This window comes from Sphingomonas sp. Leaf231 (assembly GCF_001421995.1).
Lineage (GTDB): Bacteria > Pseudomonadota > Alphaproteobacteria > Sphingomonadales > Sphingomonadaceae > Sphingomonas.
This window is the reverse complement of the sequence record NZ_LMLS01000001.1, coordinates 893,858-908,593: the sequence shown is the minus strand read 5'-3', so window position 1 is coordinate 908,593 and position 14,736 is coordinate 893,858. Positions and strand designations below refer to the sequence as shown.

The following is a 14,736-nucleotide window of genomic DNA, read 5'->3' as shown; positions in this document are numbered from 1 at the left end:
GGCGACGCCGGCAATGGACCAGCCGTGCCATGACAGGGGAACGGCGCAACGCGACGATGTCGTTGACGCCAGAGGGAGAAAGTTCATGCGTTATCGTTCGGTCATGGTCGCGGCATGCGGCATGTTGATGCTCGGCGCCTGCGCCAAAAAGGCACCGCCGGCACCGCTGCCGCCCCCGCCGCCCCCCGGTGCGGTCGCCGGCAGCGCCGCGGCCGACCGTGATGGCGACGGAATCGTCGACGGTTACTACACGTCCGACGGCATCTATCACCCCTATGCCCCGCCGGCGCCGCCGCCCCCGCCGCCCGCACCGACTCGCCGCGGCGAACGAGGCTGATGGCAGAAGGAGAGGAAGGGCGGCGTCGTCGCCCTTCCACCCGATCGTTGATGCTGGCCGTGCTGATGCTGGCGGTGCCGCTTGCGCCGGCGATGGCCACGCGCAAGCCGGCCAAGCCCGCCAAGCCACGCGTCGACCCAGCACGCGCCGCGCGTGAGCGCGCGGTCGCCACCGCGATCCGCAGCAACGCCGGCGGCTGGATGGCGAGGGTCTATGCCGATCGTGGTTATCGGGCGCTGTGGGCGCCCGACGGCCGGATCGGTCCCGCCGCCGATACGCTGCTGCGGCATCTGGGCAGTGCCGATCTCGACGCCCTCGATCCATCTTCCTACGACGTGCCGAAGCTGCGCGAGCGGATCGCGGCGGCGCGTGGCGGCGATCCGACGGCGGTGGCAAAGGCGGAACTGGCGTTGTCCGATTCGTTCGTCCGCTACGTCCGGGATCAGCGCCGGCCGCGTAATGTCGGGATGATCTGGGCCGACCCGGCGTTGAAGGCGAAGCGGCCTAAGCCCGAGGCGGTGCTGCGTGCGGCCAGCTTCCCGACATCGTTCGCCAAGTACGTCAGCGACATGGCCTGGATGAGTCCGCGCTACGTGGAGCTTCGCGCGTTGTCGACGCAGGCGCGCAGCGGCGGGATCGCACCCGCGGCGCTGGCCCGATTGCGGCGCAATCTCGATCGTGCGCGCATCCTGCCGGGACCATGGACCCGGCATGTCGAGGTCGATGCTTCCTCCGGTCGGCTGTGGTTCTATGAGCGCGGGGTGCCGAAGGGCGAGATGCGCGTCGTGGTGGGCACGCGCGAAACGCAGACGCCGATGCTGGCGGGCACGCTGCAATGGGCGATCGTCAATCCGTACTGGAACGTACCGGATTATCTGGTGAAGAAGAATATCGCGACCAAGGTGCTGGGCGGGCGCACGCTGGCGTCGCTCAAGATGGAGGCGCTGAGCGACTGGAGCGACAACGCGCGCCCCGTCCCCGCCGACACGATCGACTGGCGTGCGGTAGCTGCGGGAAAGCGTGACTTGCGGCTGCGCGAGCTGCCGGGTCCGTCGAACTCGATGGGCAAGGTCAAATTCCTCTTTCCCAACCAGGAGGGGATCTACCTTCACGACACGCCCAATCGCGCGCTCCTGAAAAAGGACGATCGCCATTTCAGCAACGGCTGCATCCGGCTGGAGGATGCGCCGCGGCTGGCGCGATGGCTGATGGGCAAGCCGCTGCGTCCCGGCACGAAGCCCGAGCAGGCGGTGGCCCTGTCGGTGCCGACGCCGGTGTACCTGACCTATCTGACCGCGACCGGCGGACCGACGCGACTGGCGTTTCGCAACGACGTCTACGGTCGGGACGGTTGAGCCGGGTCCAGCGCGGGGACACGGCGCGCCGCGTCGACGGGATCGATCCCGGGACGCGGCGCGGCGGGCAGTCGTTCGTCACCCCGCATGGCACGGCCGGCCTTCTGGATCGCCTCGACCAGGCGTGGATAGATCCCGCACCGGCAGATGTTGGTGATCGTCGCGCGGATCGCCGCTTCGCCGGGCGCGGGATCGTGCTTCAATAGCGCAGCGGCAGCCATGGTGATGCCCGGGATGCAGTAACCGCATTGTGGAACGTTGTCGGCGATCAACGCCAGTTGCACCGGATGTCCGCGATCGCGCGACAGCCCCTCGATCGTGGTGACGAACGCGCCCTCCGCCGCCTTTAGCGTCAACTGGCACGATCGTACCGCCCGTCCGTCGACATCCACCGTGCACGCCCCGCAACTGCCTGTGCCGCAGCCGTATTTGGTGCCGGTCAGGTTGGACGCGTCGCGCAAGGCCCATAGCAGCGGTGTGTCCGGGGCCATGCGGTATTCGACGGCCTCGTTGTTGACGGTCAGGCGGGTCATGCCGCCGTGCTAGGGTGCGGGCGCCATCGCGACAAGCGTGATGGTCAAGTGTCGCGGCGACGATAGGCGTGTTGGACGTTGTTGATCCATCCTGCGCTCGCCTTCGTCCCGGCGGTGCCGCGTTCGCGTGGTCGGCGCGCCTCCGCCAGGTCGATCACGCCGTCGCTGAAATGCAGCCCCGCCAGCGTCGGCGAGGTCCACATCACCTCCGCCGACAACGCGACCAGCGAACCCATCGTCACCCCGATCCGGTTACCTTTCTGAAGCTCGCCCGGATTGTCGACGCAGGCACCCGTCGCGGACAGGTTGCGCACCCGCACCTCGACCGAACGCTCGCCATGCTCGATCCGCGCGTAGAGGATGACGCTGCTGCGCGGCTCGCGAGGCGGAGAATCAGACATCATCACCCCGATAGCATGCCGTGACGCGCAGGCAATTACCTCTGCGAGCATCCCGTTGATTGTCTTAAAAGGAGAAAATGGTTGATTTGGGTCAGTGCGGTTGCCAGCGGGCGCGCGGGTACCATATTGATCGACGATGGATCCGCAACCAGCGCCGGAGAGCGCGATACTTCCGGCAGGCGCGGAACTCACGCCTTGCGACCGCGAACCCATCCACCTGTCGGGCGCGGTCCAGCCTCACGGAATCCTGCTCGTCGCCGATCCGCGGACCATGCGCGTCGTGGCGGGGGCCGGCCCGATCGAGGACGCGCTTCGGGCTGATTGGCTCGGGGAGGATCTGTCGCTTCTGCTCGGGCAGGACGTCGCGGGGCTCACCGATGCCGCGCCGGTGGGGCCGGGTGGCACGGTGTTGGCCGAGCCGGTCGCCGGGCACGACGTGGCGCTGCATCGCGCCGGCCCGTGGCTGATCGCCGAACTGGAGCGGGTCGGGGAGGCACCACGGTCGGTCGCGGGGATGCTCGGCTGGCTGGACGCGATCACGGCCGGGTTCGAGCGCGCCGGTACGCTGAAGGCGCTGTGCGAGCGCGCCGCCTCGGCGTTTCGTACGCTGACCGGCTTCGACCGGGTCATGATCTACCGCTTCCTCGACGATGAGGCGGGGTGCGTCGTGGGCGAGGACCGGGCGCCCACGCTGTCGTCGTTCCTGCACCATCATTTCCCCGCCACCGATATTCCGCGACAGGCGCGCGCGCTGTACGTCCGCAACCGCACCCGTGTGATCCCCGACGTCCACTACGTGCCGGCACCGCTACGCCCCGCCGGGTTCGAAGGGGTCGACCTGAGCGACGTCGCGATCCGCAGCGTCTCACCGGTGCACGTTGAATACCTGCGCAACATGGGCGTGGAAGCGTCTGCGTCGATCTCGATCGTGAAGGACGGATTGTTGTGGGGGCTGGTGGCGTGCCACCACATGACCCCCCGCACGCTGTCGCGCAGCATCCGTGCGGCCGCCGCGGCGATGGCCGGCGCGCTGGCGCGGCAGATCCTGGCGAAGGAGGAGGCGGAGGCCTATCGCAGCCGCCTTACACTGCGCAGCGATGAAGATGCGTTGCGCCCGTTGCTGTTTCAGGACGGCGATCCGCTGAAGATCCTTGGGCAACGTGCCGACGATGTACGCCGCATGCTCGACGCCGACGGGCTGGTGTTGATCCGCGGCGCGGCGGTGACCGGCAGCGGCGTGGTGCCGGCGGCGGAGGATGTGCTCGATCTGGTGCAGGCGCTGTCGCTGCGCGAGGATGCGTTGCCGTTCGTGACCCGCGAACTGGCGACGGAATGGAACGGCGCGGGCAGCTTCGGTGCGATCACCGGCGTGCTCGCGCTGCGCCTTGATGATCGCCACCTGTTGATGTGGCTGCGGGTCGAACAGATCGAGGAGATCGAGTGGGCGGGCAATCCGCACAAGGCGGTGCCGCTCGAACCCGGCGCCACGCTGCATCCGCGGGCGTCGTTCGAATCGTGGCATGAAACGGTCCGTGGCCGGGCGCGTCGCTGGACGCTGGAGCAGGTGGAGGGGGCGAGCCGGCTGCGCCGCCTGCTGCGGGAGGCGCGGGCCTCGAACGAGCTGCGCCGGCTGAACCAGGAACTGGAGCGGGCCAGCGTCGAGAAGGACGCACTGCTGGCGCAGAAGGATCTGCTGATGCGCGAGGTCGATCACCGCGTGCAGAACAGCCTGCAGCTGGTGTCGTCGTTCCTGGCGATCCAGGCACGGGATGCCGGGCCGGGGGTAGTGGCCGACCAGCTGCGCGAGGCGCGGTCGCGGCTGTCGGCGGTCGCGTTGGTCCACCGCCGCCTGTATCGCGAGGATCAGATCGAGACGATCGATCTCAGCCGCTATCTCAGCGAATTGCTCGACGATATGAAGGCGTCCTTGGGCGACGAATGGGGAAGGTGCATGACGCTCGCGCTCGCGCCGGTGCTGATCCCCACCGATCGGGCGGTGAACATCGGGCTGATCGCCGCGGAGCTGGTCATCAACGCCACCAAATACGCCTATCCCGATCGGGACGGCGGGCCGATCGAGATCACGCTGGAGCAATATCGCAACCGGCTTCGGCTGATCGTCGCCGATCAGGGGGTGGGCAAGACCAACGAAGGCGAAGGGTTCGGCAGCCGCATGATGCGCGCGGTGGTCCAGCGGATCGACGGGCAGGTCGAATATCTGGACAATGACCCCGGCGTGCGGGCGGTACTGAGCGCGCCGATCGAGGCGGATTGAGCCGTTACGCGCCGCCGCCGGCTGCGGCGGCGTAAAGCGCGAACGTCGCCAGCGCGCCAGACACCATGCGCGCGTTCCAGTCGGCATCCCGCCCAGTCGCCGCCGCATCCAGCGCGGCGCGGATCGCCCGCCATTGGCCGGGTGCGTGGACCGCGCCCAGATAGGCGCGGGGCATGCCCTCCGGCACCTGCCGCGCGAGCAACGCGCCGCCCAGCCGCGACCCCTCGACCACGTACAGCACGCCCCACCGGCTGGCCGCGTCGTCCCCAATCGGAAAAGGCAGCGGATCGGGCATCGCCATCCCCAGCGTGCCGAGATCGTCGGCGAGCAACGACGTTCGCGTCGGCAGGGTGAGCGCGAACGGCAGCGCCGCCATCGCCCGTTCGGCGGCCGGCAACGCGAGCGCATGCGCCCGCAGGAAGGCGCGATACGCCGCGGGGGCGGACAGGTCGTGCCCGCCGAACGCCGCATCGACCCGTTCGTGCGCCGCACCCGTCGCGTCGCGCAGCATCGTCATCGCCGTCATCGCGGTCAGTCCAGTCCGCGTTCCAGAAAGCGCTCCGCCACCGCGCAGTGCATCGCCACGCCGGTCGCCATCACCTGTTCGTCGATGGTCATGCGCGTGTTGTGCAGCGGCGGGTTGGTGCGCCAGTCGCTGCCCGGCGCGGCGACGCCCAGGAACGCCAGCGCACCCGGCACCTCGCGCAACACATAGCTGAAATCCTCGCCCCCCATGATCGGGGCTGGCATCGTCGTCCATCCCGCCGCACCCGGCACCTCCGCAGCCAGTTCGCGCATCACGCGCGTGGCGCGCGGATCGTTCATCGTCACCGGATAGCCTTCGTCGATCGACGTGTCCGCGACGCACCCGTGCGCGGCGGCGATCCCCTGCGCGATGCGGTGGAACGCCTCACGCATGCTGGTACGGGTGCCGTTCGACAGCGTGCGCAACGTCCCCATCAACCGGACCTCGCCGGGGATGATGTTGTGCGACGATCCGGCGTGGAACTGCGTGATCGTCAGCACGGCGGGATCGGCGACGGGTACGCGCCGCGCGACATGCTGTTGCAACGCGGTGACGATCGCGCAGGCGACCGGGATAGGATCGATCGCCTCGTGCGGCATGGCGGCATGGCCGCCCGTGCCACGGATCGTCGCCAGCACGGTGTCGGTCGAGGCGAGCATCGCGCCCTCCCGCGCGACGAACATGCCGGCCGGCGCATTGGGCAGGATGTGTAGCGCGAATGCCGCCTCGGGCCGGGCGATGTCGAGCAGCCCGTCGGCGATCATGTGCCGTGCGCCGTGATGCCCCTCCTCGCCGGGCTGGAACATGAAGACGATCGTCCCGCTCAGTTCCTCGCGACGCGCGCACAACGCCCGTGCCGCCCCCGCGAGCATCGCGGTATGCGCGTCATGGCCGCAGGCGTGCATCGCGCCGGGGATGGTGGAGGCGAACGGCAGCCCGGTCTCCTCGGTCATCGGCAACGCGTCCATGTCGCCGCGCAGCAGCACGGTCCGCCCGTTCGATCCGTCGCCACCCGCGCGTCCGCCTCGCAGGATCGCGACGAAACCGGTGGTGCTGGTACTGTCGTGGATCTCTAGCGGCAGGCCTGACAGCGCCGCTTTCGCCTTGGCGGTGGTCAGCGGGCAGTTCAGCCCGACCTCCGGCTCCGCATGGATCGCGCGGCGCAGCGCGATGACGTCGGCAAGATCGGCGGCGGCGATCGCGCTCCAGTCGGTTCGGGTGGCGAGCGTGCTGGTCATGACGAACTCCTTCGCCCCCGCGTGTAACCGATCCGTCATGAACGCGGAAGCGCGTCAGGGCGCGCGACGTGCCGTGGTGATCCGGACGACGGGCGACAGCATCTGCCCTTTCATCGCGCCTTCGCCCATCGTGGGCGAGGTCGGCGCGGTCAGGATCGTGCGGATCACGTCCATCCCCTCCAGCACGCGGCCGAAGGCGGCGAAACCCGGCTGGCCGTCCTTCGCGTCCATCGACGGCAGGTCGCCGACCACGACGAAGAAGTCGCCGCGCGCCTTGCCGGGCGCACCCATCGCCATCGAGATCGTACCGTCGGTATGGCTAAGGCCGGTCTCGCTGGTCGGTTCGTGGGAGATTGCGGGCAGGGAGCGCCTGGGATCGTTGCGGGTGCCGAACTGGACCAGCCCGAATCCGTCGGCGACCTTCACCGCGCGGTAGAAGCCGATGCCGTCCAGCTTGCGGCCGTCGACGTATTTCAAGAAGTTGGCCGCGGTCACGGGTGCTGCGCGGCTGTCGACGCCGATCACGATCGGCCCTGCCTCGGTGGTCAGCACCACGCGGGTCAGCATCGCCGCAGCCACTGCCGGCACCGGCACCGTGGAGGACGGAGGCGATGAGGCAGGCGAAGGCGGCGGTATCGGCGTCGCGGCACCGCTCTGCGGCAGCGCGAGCACCAGCGCCATCAGCGACGCGATCATGCCGCCACCCGCTGCGCCGGTGCGATCATCACCGGCAGCGTGGCCGCCGACGCGCCGGTGAGTTGCATAATGTAGCGACCCGGCGCGAGGCGGAAGTCGATCATCTTGCGGATGCCGGTACATGCCGGACCATGCCCGTGCGCCACCGCCGGGACGACATGACCGCCGCGAACGATCTCGATCCACGCGGGGCCGCCCAGCGCGAAGCGGTACGTCCCGGCGCGCGCCACCTGGAACAGCGCCATCCCCGCGACACTTCCGGCTTCCGGGATTCGGACCGGCGGCGTGGCGGGTATCAGCCGGTCGAAGGGCACCAGCCGCAAGTCCGTCGCGCGGCCCAGGACCATGACCGGCGCGCTGCGCGTACCCGCACCCGCATCTGTCGGCGTACGCACGCTCCACCCCTCGAATCCGACCGGCAGGACGGGGCGGGTCGCGGCACACGCCGGCTCAGGTGCAGGCGATTCCTGCGGCGGTGCGGCAGCCATTAGCAACGGGAACAGCAGGGCAGGGGACATTTTCGTGATCCGGGACATGCGCCTGTTCTACCCGCGCGCCGGGCGCTCCACCAGCCCGGCGTTTGCACCGCGGCAACCAAGCACGCCTTGCCGGGTTGTCCGGGAACGGGCAGCTTCACGCTTCGACAAGGGAGATCGACGATGACCGACGACAGGAACGACATGGGCCGGGCCGCCGCCGACGCGGCGCAGAACGCCACCGACCGCATGCGCGCGTCGGGACAGCACATGCTGGAGAGCGGATCGACGATCAGCACCAAGATCCTCGATCAGGTCGAAAGCAACACGCAGGAAGCGTTCGCCGCGATGCGTGCCGCGGCACAGGCCAAGGATCTGTCGCAGGTGATGCAGATCCAGAGCGACTATCTTCGCACCCAGGGTCAGCGTTCGATGGAGCAGGCTCGTGAAATCGGACAGTTGATCATGCAGTTCGGCCGTGCATCGGTAAGCCCCGGCGGCGGGAGCGACGCTGCCTGAGCATGAGGTGACGTCAGCGGCTCCCGGCATTCGATCGCCACCCCGGACCCGATCCGGGGTGGCGCCAGCGCCTTACTTGCCCCCGACCGGCACAGGTCGCGGCCCGTCATCAGTCACGTCGAGCAGCGAATCGCCACCCAGCGTGCGATAGAGGGTGACGAGGTTGGCGGCCCGCACAAGCTGCGTCTGCACCAGCGTACGTTGTGCCGAATACAGCTGCCGTTGCGCATCCAGTGACGTCAGATACGTGTCGATGCCGCCACGGTAACGCGCGTTCGTCAGGTTCAACGTGTCCACTGCGGCGGTGTAGAAACGCTGATTGGCGGCCAGTTGCTCGCTGATCGTCCCGCGACGCGCCAGCGCGTCGGACACCTCGCGAAATGCGCCCTGAATTGTCACTTCGTAATTGGCCAGCGCCGCGTCGCGCTGCGCCACGCTATAGTCGACCCCGGCACGCCCCGCGCCCGCGCGAAAGATCGGGTAGCTGATGCCCGGCGCCACCGACCAGTTGAACGAGTCGCCCGAGAACAAGGTGCGCAGCGCGGTACTCGCGAAGCCGACCAGCCCGGTCAGCGTGATGCGCGGGAACAATGCGGCGCGCGCCGCGCCGATTTCGGCATTGAACGCCCGTAGCGAATATTCCGCCTGAACCACGTCCGGCCGCCGCAGCAGCACGCCCGAGTCGATCCCGGCCGGTAACTCGCCGATCGCCTGCGCGGCCTGTTCGATCCCGCCGGGCAGCAGCGCGCGATCGACCGGCGCGCCGACCAGCAGCTGGATGGCGTTGATGTCCTGCGCCAGCAGCGTGCGCTGCTCGGCCAGATCGGCCTCGGCGGTCGCCAGAATCTGCTCGGCCTGTCGTACGTCGGTGCGCGGCGACACGCCGCCGCGACGTCGCGCATCGGTCAGCCGCACGCTGGCGCGCGCCGCCACGGCGGTCTGTTCGGCAACGGTCAGCAGACTCTGATCGGCGGCATAGTTCAGCCACGCGGTGGCGAGATCGCCGATCAGCGTCAGCCGCGTCGCCCGGGCCGCGGCCTCCTGCGCGAAATAGCGCGACAGGGCTGCGCCCGTCAGCGAGCGGACGCGGCCGAACAGGTCGATCTCGAAAGCGGTCAGGCCGAGCTGCGCCTGAAAGGTGCTGTTCGATCCCGACACGACGGTGGTCCCGACGCCGCCGGTCCCGCCGGTGCCAGGTCCGGTGCCGCCCGTTCCGACGCCGCCGGTGCCCGTGCCGCCGGTTCCGGTCCCACCAGCCCCGGTGCCGGTGTTGATCCCGGTGTTCACGCCCGACCGGCTGCTCTCGCGATAGCTGTACGCGCCGGTGGCGTTGACTTGCGGAAACAGGTCGCCGCGCTGGATGCGATATTGCGCGCGGGTCGCCTCGATGTTGGCGACCGCCACCCGCAGGTCGCGGTTGTTGGCCAACGCCTGATCGATCAACGCCTGCAATCGCCGGTCGCGGAAGATGTCGCGATAGCTGACGCTGGGTAGCGCGGCCTCGCTCTGGCGCAGATACGCGTCACCGACGGGCCATGAGTTCGGCACCGGCGGTGCGGGGCGGACGTAGGTCGGCGCCAGCGAGCAGCCGGCCAGCGCGACCGAGGCGGACAATGTGGCGAACAGGCGGGTCATCGTGCCCCCTCGGGCGCTGGCAGCGCGGGCTTGTCGATCGGGCGCGGCAGGCGCTTCGTTTCGTCGGACGCGGCCGCCCCGCCGCGATCGCCGCCATCCTGGTCGTGCGGGCCGTCGTCATCGGGGCTGGGGTCGGCACCGCGGCGCAGCCCCTTCCAGCCGTCGCGAAACCCGCGCCGGACGAGCACGAAGAACAGCGGGATGTAGAAGATCGCCAGCACCGTCGCGGTGATCATGCCGCCGATCACCGACGTGCCGATCGCGATGCGGCTGTTCGCGCCCGCCCCGGTCGAGATCGCCAGCGGCAGCACGCCGAAGATGAAGGCCAGGCTGGTCATCAGGATCGGGCGCAAGCGGATGCGCGCCGCCGACAAGGCGGCATCGATGACGCGCTTGCCCTTCTTTTCTTCCTGCTCGGCGAATTCGATCATCAAAATGGCGTTCTTCGCCGCCAGTCCCATCGTCGTCAGCAGGCCGATCTGTAGATAGACGTCGTTCACCAACCCGCGCAGCGTGGTGAACAGGATCGCACCGATCAGCCCCAGCGGGATCACCAGCAACACCGCGAACGGGATCGACCAGCTTTCGTACAGCGCGGCGAGGCACAGGAACACGACCAGGATCGACAGGCCGTACAGCAACGGCGCTTGCCCCGCCGACAGCCGCTCCTGAAACGACAGCCCCGCCCATGACACGCTGGTTCCCGGAATCTGCGCGGCCAGTTCCTCGATTCGCGCCATCGCATCGCCCGAGCTTCGGCCCTCCGCCGCGGCACCCTGGAATTCGAACGAGGGGATGCCGTTGAAGCGCGACAGCGTGACGGGTGCCTGGCTCCATCCGATCTGCGCGAAGGCGGCGAACGGCACCATCTGGCCGCCGGACCCGCGCACGAACCACTGGTTCAGGTCGGTCGGCGCGGCACGATACGGCGCGTCGCCCTGCACGAACACGCGCTTCACGCGCCCGCGATCGACGAAGTCGTTGACGTAGCGTCCACCCCAGGCAGTCGACAACGTGGTGTTGACGTCGGCCTGCGTCAGCCCCAGCGCGGCGAGCTTCTGCTGGTCGATATCGACCTTCAGCGTCGCGACGTCGGGCAATTCGGTCAACCGGACGGAGGCGAGCGCCGGATCGGCGTTGGCGGCGGCGAGCAACTTGTCCTTCGCGGCGGTGAACGCTTCCGCCGTCATGCCGCTGGAATTCTGCAACTCCATCGTAAAGCCGTTCGACTGGCCCAATCCGCGCACCGCCGGCGGCACCAGCGCGAACACGCGTGCGTCGCGAAGGCCGCGGAACGCTGCGGAGGCACGTGCGACGATCGCGTCGGCGGTGTTCTCCTTCCCTTCGCGATCGGCCCACGGCCGCAGGTTGACGAAGCCCTGACCGGTGTTCTGCCCGCTGGCCCCGCCGCCACCGCCGCCGCTGACGGTGAACATCGTCCGGACGTTCCTGCCCTCGCTGCCGGCGAGATACTCCTCGACCTTGTGCTGCACCTCCTCCGTCCGGGCGCGGGTGGCGCCGGCGGGAAGCTGGAACTGCACGATGGCGCTGCCCTGATCCTCGGTCGGCAGGAAGCCGGTCGGCATCCGCAGGAACAGCAATGCGAGCAACGCCAGCGTCAGCAGGTAGATGAGCAGGAACAGCGCCTTGCGGTCGATCACCCGCCGCACGCCCGCGACATAGCGCGCCACGCCGCGATCGAAGGTGGTGTTGAAACCGTCGCGCGCCCGCTCCAGCGCATGGGCGACGCGCGGTAGCTTGCGGCCGATCCAGCTCTGCTCGATCGGGTCGCCGTGTTCGTCATGCGACTGCTTCAGCAGCGTGGCGGTGAGCGCCGGCGACAGGATCACCGCGACCAGCACCGACAGCACCATCGCCGACACGATCGTCAGCGAGAACTGGCGATAGATCACGCCGGTCGATCCGCCGAAGAACGCCATCGGCATGAATACCGCCGACAGGACCAGCGCAATCGCGACCAGCGCGACCGTGATCTCCTTCATGGATTCGATCGTCGCCTCGCGCGGGGTCATGCCGGGGTTTTCCTCCAGCAGCCGCTCGACGTTCTCGACCACGACGATCGCGTCGTCCACCAGCAGGCCGATCGCGAGCACGAGCCCGAACAGCGTCAGCGTGTTGATCGAGAAGCCCGCGACATAGAAGACCGCGAACGTGCCGAGCAGGACGACCGGAACCGCAATCGCGGGCACCAGCGTCGCGCGCCAGCTTTGCAGGAAGACGAACATGACGATGACGACCAGAATGATCGCCTCGATCAGCGTCTTGACCACTTCTTCGATCGACAGCTTGATGAAGTCGGTGGTGTCGTTGGCGAAAGCGTAGGTCAGCCCCGCCGGGAAGCCCTTCGCCGCCTGCGCGACCTGCGCCTTCACCAGCTCGGCGGTCTTCAGCGCGTCGGCGCCGGGCGCGAGCAGCACCGCGATGCCGGCACCCGGGTGGCGGTTGACGCGGCTGAACGCATTGTAGCTCTCCGCGCCCAATTCGATCCGCGCGACGTCGGAAAGGCGAACGGTGCCGCCATCCTGTGCGGTCTTGAGGATGATCTGCGCGAACTGCGCCGGGGTCTGAAGCCGCGACTGCGCGGTGACCACCGCGTTCAGCATCTGCGACGACGGCATCGGTTGCCCGCCGATCTCGCCGGCCGCCACTTCGGTGTTCTGGTTCTGGATCGCGGTGACGACGTCGCCGGGCATTAGCTGGAAGCTGTTGAGCCGCGCAGGGTCGAGCCAGATCCGCATCGCATATTGCGAGCCGAACACGTTGGTGTCGCCCACGCCCTGGGTACGTCCGAGCGGATCCTGAAGGTTGGAGACGAGATAGTCGGAGACGTCCTGGTTGGTCAGCTTGTCGGTGGTGTCATAGACGCCGACGATCAGCAGGAAGTCCGGGTTGGACTTGCGAACCACCAGCCCTTGTTGCTGCACCTGTTGCGGCAGGCGGCTGAGCGATTGCTGGACCTGATTCTGAACCTGCACCTGCGCGATGTCGGGATCTGTACCCTTGTCGAAGGTCGCGGTGATCGTCACCGAGCCGCGGCTCGACGAACTCGACTGGAAGTACAGCAGCCCGTCGATCCCGGTCAGCTGTTGTTCGATCACCTGCGTGACGCTGTTCTGGATCGTCTGCGCGTTGGCACCCGGGAAGGTCGCGCGGATCGACACCTGCGGCGGGGCGACGTCGGGATATTGCGCGATCGGCAGCGACAGGATCGCGCCGACGCCGGCCAGCATCACGATGATGGCCAGCACCCATGCGAAGATGGGGCGGTCGATGAAGATGCGGGACATGTGGTGCTAGCCCGCCTTGCTCTTGCCGGCCTGCATCTTCTCCATCTGCTCGGGCGACGGCGCCTTCACCGGCTGCGGCGCGTTCGCTGGCACCGCCGTGATGGCAGCACCAGGGCGAAGGTTGGCCAGTCCCTGCGTGATGACGCGGTCGCCCGCACGCAGCCCGCCGGTGACGATCCAGTAGGCGCCTTGCGTACGATCCGCCTGGATGGTGCGCTGCGCCGCCTTGTTGTCCGAGCCCACGACGTACAGCGTCGCCGCGCCCTTCGCATCGCGGCTGACCGCTGCCTGCGGCACGAGGAAGGCATTCTTCAGGATCGACTGCGCGAATTGCGCCCGCACGAACATGCCGGGCAGCAACAGGCCGTCGGGATTGGGGAAGCGCGCGCGCAGCGTGATCGTGCCGGTGCTCGGGTCGACAACGACTTCGGCGAACTCGACCGTGCCGCGGATGCCGTAATCGCTGCCATCCTCCAGCTTCAGGATCACATCGGCTCGCGCCGGGGCCGACCCGCCCGCCGCCAGGCTGCGGCGCAGTGCGAGCAGGTTGGCGCTCGATTGCTGGATGTCGACGAACATCGGGTCGAGCTGCTGGATCGTCGCCAGCGGATCGGCCTGCGTCGTGCTGACCAGCGCGCCGACCGTGAACAGCGATCGCCCGATCCGCCCGGTGATCGGCGCGGGGACGGTGGTGAAGCGCAAATTGACGCGCGCGGTGTCCAGCTGGGCGCGGTTGACGTCGATCGTCGCCGCCGCCTGCCGCTGCGTCGCGACCGCATCGGTATAATCCTGCGCGCTGATCGCCTCCATGTCCGCGAGCGGCTTGTAGCGTTCGGCGCGGATTTTCGCGGCGCTGAACGTCGCCTGCGCATTGGCGACGTTGGCGCTCGCCTGATTGGCGGCGGCGCGATAGAGCGACGGATCGATCTGATACAGCGGCTGCCCCCGCTTCACCAGCGCGCCCTCGGTGAAGAAGCGCTTCTGGATGACGCCGGTGATCTGCGGACGGACCTGCGAACTTTCATAGGCGACCGTGCGGCCGGGCAATTCGCTGATCGTCGGCACTGCGGTCGGCTGCACGACGACATAGCCGACCTGCACCGGCCCGCCGCCCGCGCCGCCCGGACCATCCTTGCCCTTGGCCTGTTCGCCCCCGCCGCCGCTGCACGCCGCAAGAGCAAGCAGCGCCGCCGTGCCTGCCGGCCCGGCTGCTGCACGCATCCGCCGTACCATCGAACCTGTCGTCACACTGTGCCCTGTCTGTATGCGGGAAGCGCCATCCGGCTACGTGCCATTTGTCGCAAATGTTTCGCAACGTGACGATTTTATTTTTTAGTCGCACGTGAAACTTTCGGTGACGCCATCAACACCGGCGCGCGCATCGACCGCGCAAGCCATCGCCCGGTACGATTCACTCATGCCGGGCGATCGCAACCG

The 14,736-nt window shown here is 68.5% G+C and carries 13 protein-coding genes; 4 read left to right on the top strand and 9 right to left on the bottom strand.

Annotation, left to right across the window (positions count from 1 at the left end):
* Positions 1-85: 85 nt before the first annotated feature.
* Positions 86-337 carry a hypothetical protein gene (locus ASE95_RS04315; RefSeq protein ID WP_056631875.1) on the top strand — a complete coding sequence of 84 codons (252 nt, stop codon included), beginning with the start codon at positions 86-88 and terminating at the stop codon, positions 335-337.
* Positions 337-1,692 carry a L,D-transpeptidase family protein gene (locus tag ASE95_RS04310; RefSeq protein ID WP_235528174.1) on the top strand — a complete coding sequence of 452 codons (1,356 nt, stop codon included), beginning with the start codon at positions 337-339 and terminating at the stop codon, positions 1,690-1,692. The genes ASE95_RS04315 and ASE95_RS04310 overlap by 1 nt, the downstream gene beginning before the upstream one ends.
* Here ASE95_RS04310 and ASE95_RS04305 read toward each other — a convergent pair.
* The gene (locus tag ASE95_RS04305) at positions 1,674-2,225 is read right to left on the bottom strand and encodes a (2Fe-2S)-binding protein (RefSeq protein WP_056631870.1); all 552 of its coding nucleotides are present in this window, start codon (positions 2,223-2,225) and stop codon (positions 1,674-1,676) included. The genes ASE95_RS04310 and ASE95_RS04305 overlap by 19 nt on opposite strands.
* 44 nt (positions 2,226-2,269) lie before the next feature.
* Positions 2,270-2,626: a PilZ domain-containing protein gene (locus ASE95_RS17930; RefSeq protein ID WP_162234662.1), complete on the bottom strand. Its 357-nt coding sequence runs from the start codon at positions 2,624-2,626 to the stop codon at positions 2,270-2,272.
* Between the two features lie 136 nt (positions 2,627-2,762).
* Between ASE95_RS17930 and ASE95_RS04295 the strand changes: the two genes are divergently transcribed.
* Positions 2,763-4,901, top strand: coding sequence for a histidine kinase dimerization/phosphoacceptor domain -containing protein (locus ASE95_RS04295; RefSeq protein WP_056631863.1), 2,139 nt, complete (start codon positions 2,763-2,765; stop codon positions 4,899-4,901).
* Positions 4,902-4,905: 4 nt separating this feature from the next.
* Here the strand turns inward: ASE95_RS04295 and ASE95_RS04290 are convergent, their stop codons facing one another.
* From ASE95_RS04290 to ASE95_RS04275, 4 genes are read right to left on the bottom strand one after another with little or no spacing between them, the layout of a single operon-like run.
* The gene (locus ASE95_RS04290) at positions 4,906-5,427 is read right to left on the bottom strand and encodes a biliverdin-producing heme oxygenase (RefSeq protein ID WP_056631857.1); all 522 of its coding nucleotides are present in this window, start codon (positions 5,425-5,427) and stop codon (positions 4,906-4,908) included.
* Between the two features lie 5 nt (positions 5,428-5,432).
* Positions 5,433-6,665, bottom strand: a complete 1,233-nt coding sequence (locus ASE95_RS04285) for a M20 metallopeptidase family protein (protein WP_056631854.1) — start codon at positions 6,663-6,665, stop codon at positions 5,433-5,435.
* Between the two features lie 54 nt (positions 6,666-6,719).
* Positions 6,720-7,361, bottom strand: coding sequence for a peptidylprolyl isomerase (locus ASE95_RS04280; RefSeq protein WP_056631851.1), 642 nt, complete (start codon positions 7,359-7,361; stop codon positions 6,720-6,722).
* Complete coding sequence (locus ASE95_RS04275; RefSeq protein WP_156347870.1) at positions 7,358-7,897, bottom strand: homogentisate 1,2-dioxygenase; 540 nt, start codon at positions 7,895-7,897, stop codon at positions 7,358-7,360. Before ASE95_RS04275 ends, ASE95_RS04280 begins: the two co-directional genes overlap by 4 nt.
* A 123-nt stretch (positions 7,898-8,020) precedes the next feature.
* Here ASE95_RS04275 and ASE95_RS04270 point away from each other — a divergent pair, with 123 nt between their 5' ends.
* The gene (locus ASE95_RS04270) at positions 8,021-8,356 is read left to right on the top strand and encodes a phasin family protein (RefSeq protein WP_056631847.1); all 336 of its coding nucleotides are present in this window, start codon (positions 8,021-8,023) and stop codon (positions 8,354-8,356) included.
* 72 nt (positions 8,357-8,428) lie between these two features.
* On the opposite strand, the gene ASE95_RS04265 is transcribed toward ASE95_RS04270, so the two are convergent.
* From ASE95_RS04265 to ASE95_RS04255, 3 genes are read right to left on the bottom strand one after another with little or no spacing between them, the layout of a single operon-like run.
* Positions 8,429-9,991 (bottom strand): efflux transporter outer membrane subunit, encoded by a 1,563-nt coding sequence (locus ASE95_RS04265; RefSeq protein WP_056631844.1) that lies wholly within the window; start codon positions 9,989-9,991, stop codon positions 8,429-8,431.
* Positions 9,988-13,299 (bottom strand): efflux RND transporter permease subunit, encoded by a 3,312-nt coding sequence (locus ASE95_RS04260; RefSeq protein WP_056631841.1) that lies wholly within the window; start codon positions 13,297-13,299, stop codon positions 9,988-9,990. Before ASE95_RS04260 ends, ASE95_RS04265 begins: the two co-directional genes overlap by 4 nt.
* 6 nt (positions 13,300-13,305) lie before the next feature.
* Positions 13,306-14,520 (bottom strand): efflux RND transporter periplasmic adaptor subunit, encoded by a 1,215-nt coding sequence (locus ASE95_RS04255; protein ID WP_235528173.1) that lies wholly within the window; start codon positions 14,518-14,520, stop codon positions 13,306-13,308.
* Between the last annotated feature and the right edge of the window lie 216 nt (positions 14,521-14,736).

What these genes read in the sequence shown, in the direction of transcription:
- ASE95_RS04315 (WP_056631875.1), top strand. Translation starts at nt 86, where the DNA reads ATGCGTTATCGTTCGGTCATGGTCGCGGCATGCGGCATGTTGATGCTC.
- ASE95_RS04310 (WP_235528174.1), top strand. Translation starts at nt 337, where the DNA reads ATGGCAGAAGGAGAGGAAGGGCGGCGTCGTCGCCCTTCCACCCGATCG.
- ASE95_RS04305 (WP_056631870.1), bottom strand. Translation starts at nt 2,225, where the DNA reads ATGACCCGCCTGACCGTCAACAACGAGGCCGTCGAATACCGCATGGCC.
- ASE95_RS17930 (WP_162234662.1), bottom strand. Translation starts at nt 2,626, where the DNA reads ATGTCTGATTCTCCGCCTCGCGAGCCGCGCAGCAGCGTCATCCTCTAC.
- ASE95_RS04295 (WP_056631863.1), top strand. Translation starts at nt 2,763, where the DNA reads ATGGATCCGCAACCAGCGCCGGAGAGCGCGATACTTCCGGCAGGCGCG.
- ASE95_RS04290 (WP_056631857.1), bottom strand. Translation starts at nt 5,427, where the DNA reads ATGACGGCGATGACGATGCTGCGCGACGCGACGGGTGCGGCGCACGAA.
- ASE95_RS04285 (WP_056631854.1), bottom strand. Translation starts at nt 6,665, where the DNA reads ATGACCAGCACGCTCGCCACCCGAACCGACTGGAGCGCGATCGCCGCC.
- ASE95_RS04280 (WP_056631851.1), bottom strand. Translation starts at nt 7,361, where the DNA reads ATGATCGCGTCGCTGATGGCGCTGGTGCTCGCGCTGCCGCAGAGCGGT.
- ASE95_RS04275 (WP_156347870.1), bottom strand. Translation starts at nt 7,897, where the DNA reads ATGTCCCGGATCACGAAAATGTCCCCTGCCCTGCTGTTCCCGTTGCTA.
- ASE95_RS04270 (WP_056631847.1), top strand. Translation starts at nt 8,021, where the DNA reads ATGACCGACGACAGGAACGACATGGGCCGGGCCGCCGCCGACGCGGCG.
- ASE95_RS04265 (WP_056631844.1), bottom strand. Translation starts at nt 9,991, where the DNA reads ATGACCCGCCTGTTCGCCACATTGTCCGCCTCGGTCGCGCTGGCCGGC.
- ASE95_RS04260 (WP_056631841.1), bottom strand. Translation starts at nt 13,299, where the DNA reads ATGTCCCGCATCTTCATCGACCGCCCCATCTTCGCATGGGTGCTGGCC.
- ASE95_RS04255 (WP_235528173.1), bottom strand. Translation starts at nt 14,520, where the DNA reads ATGCGTGCAGCAGCCGGGCCGGCAGGCACGGCGGCGCTGCTTGCTCTT.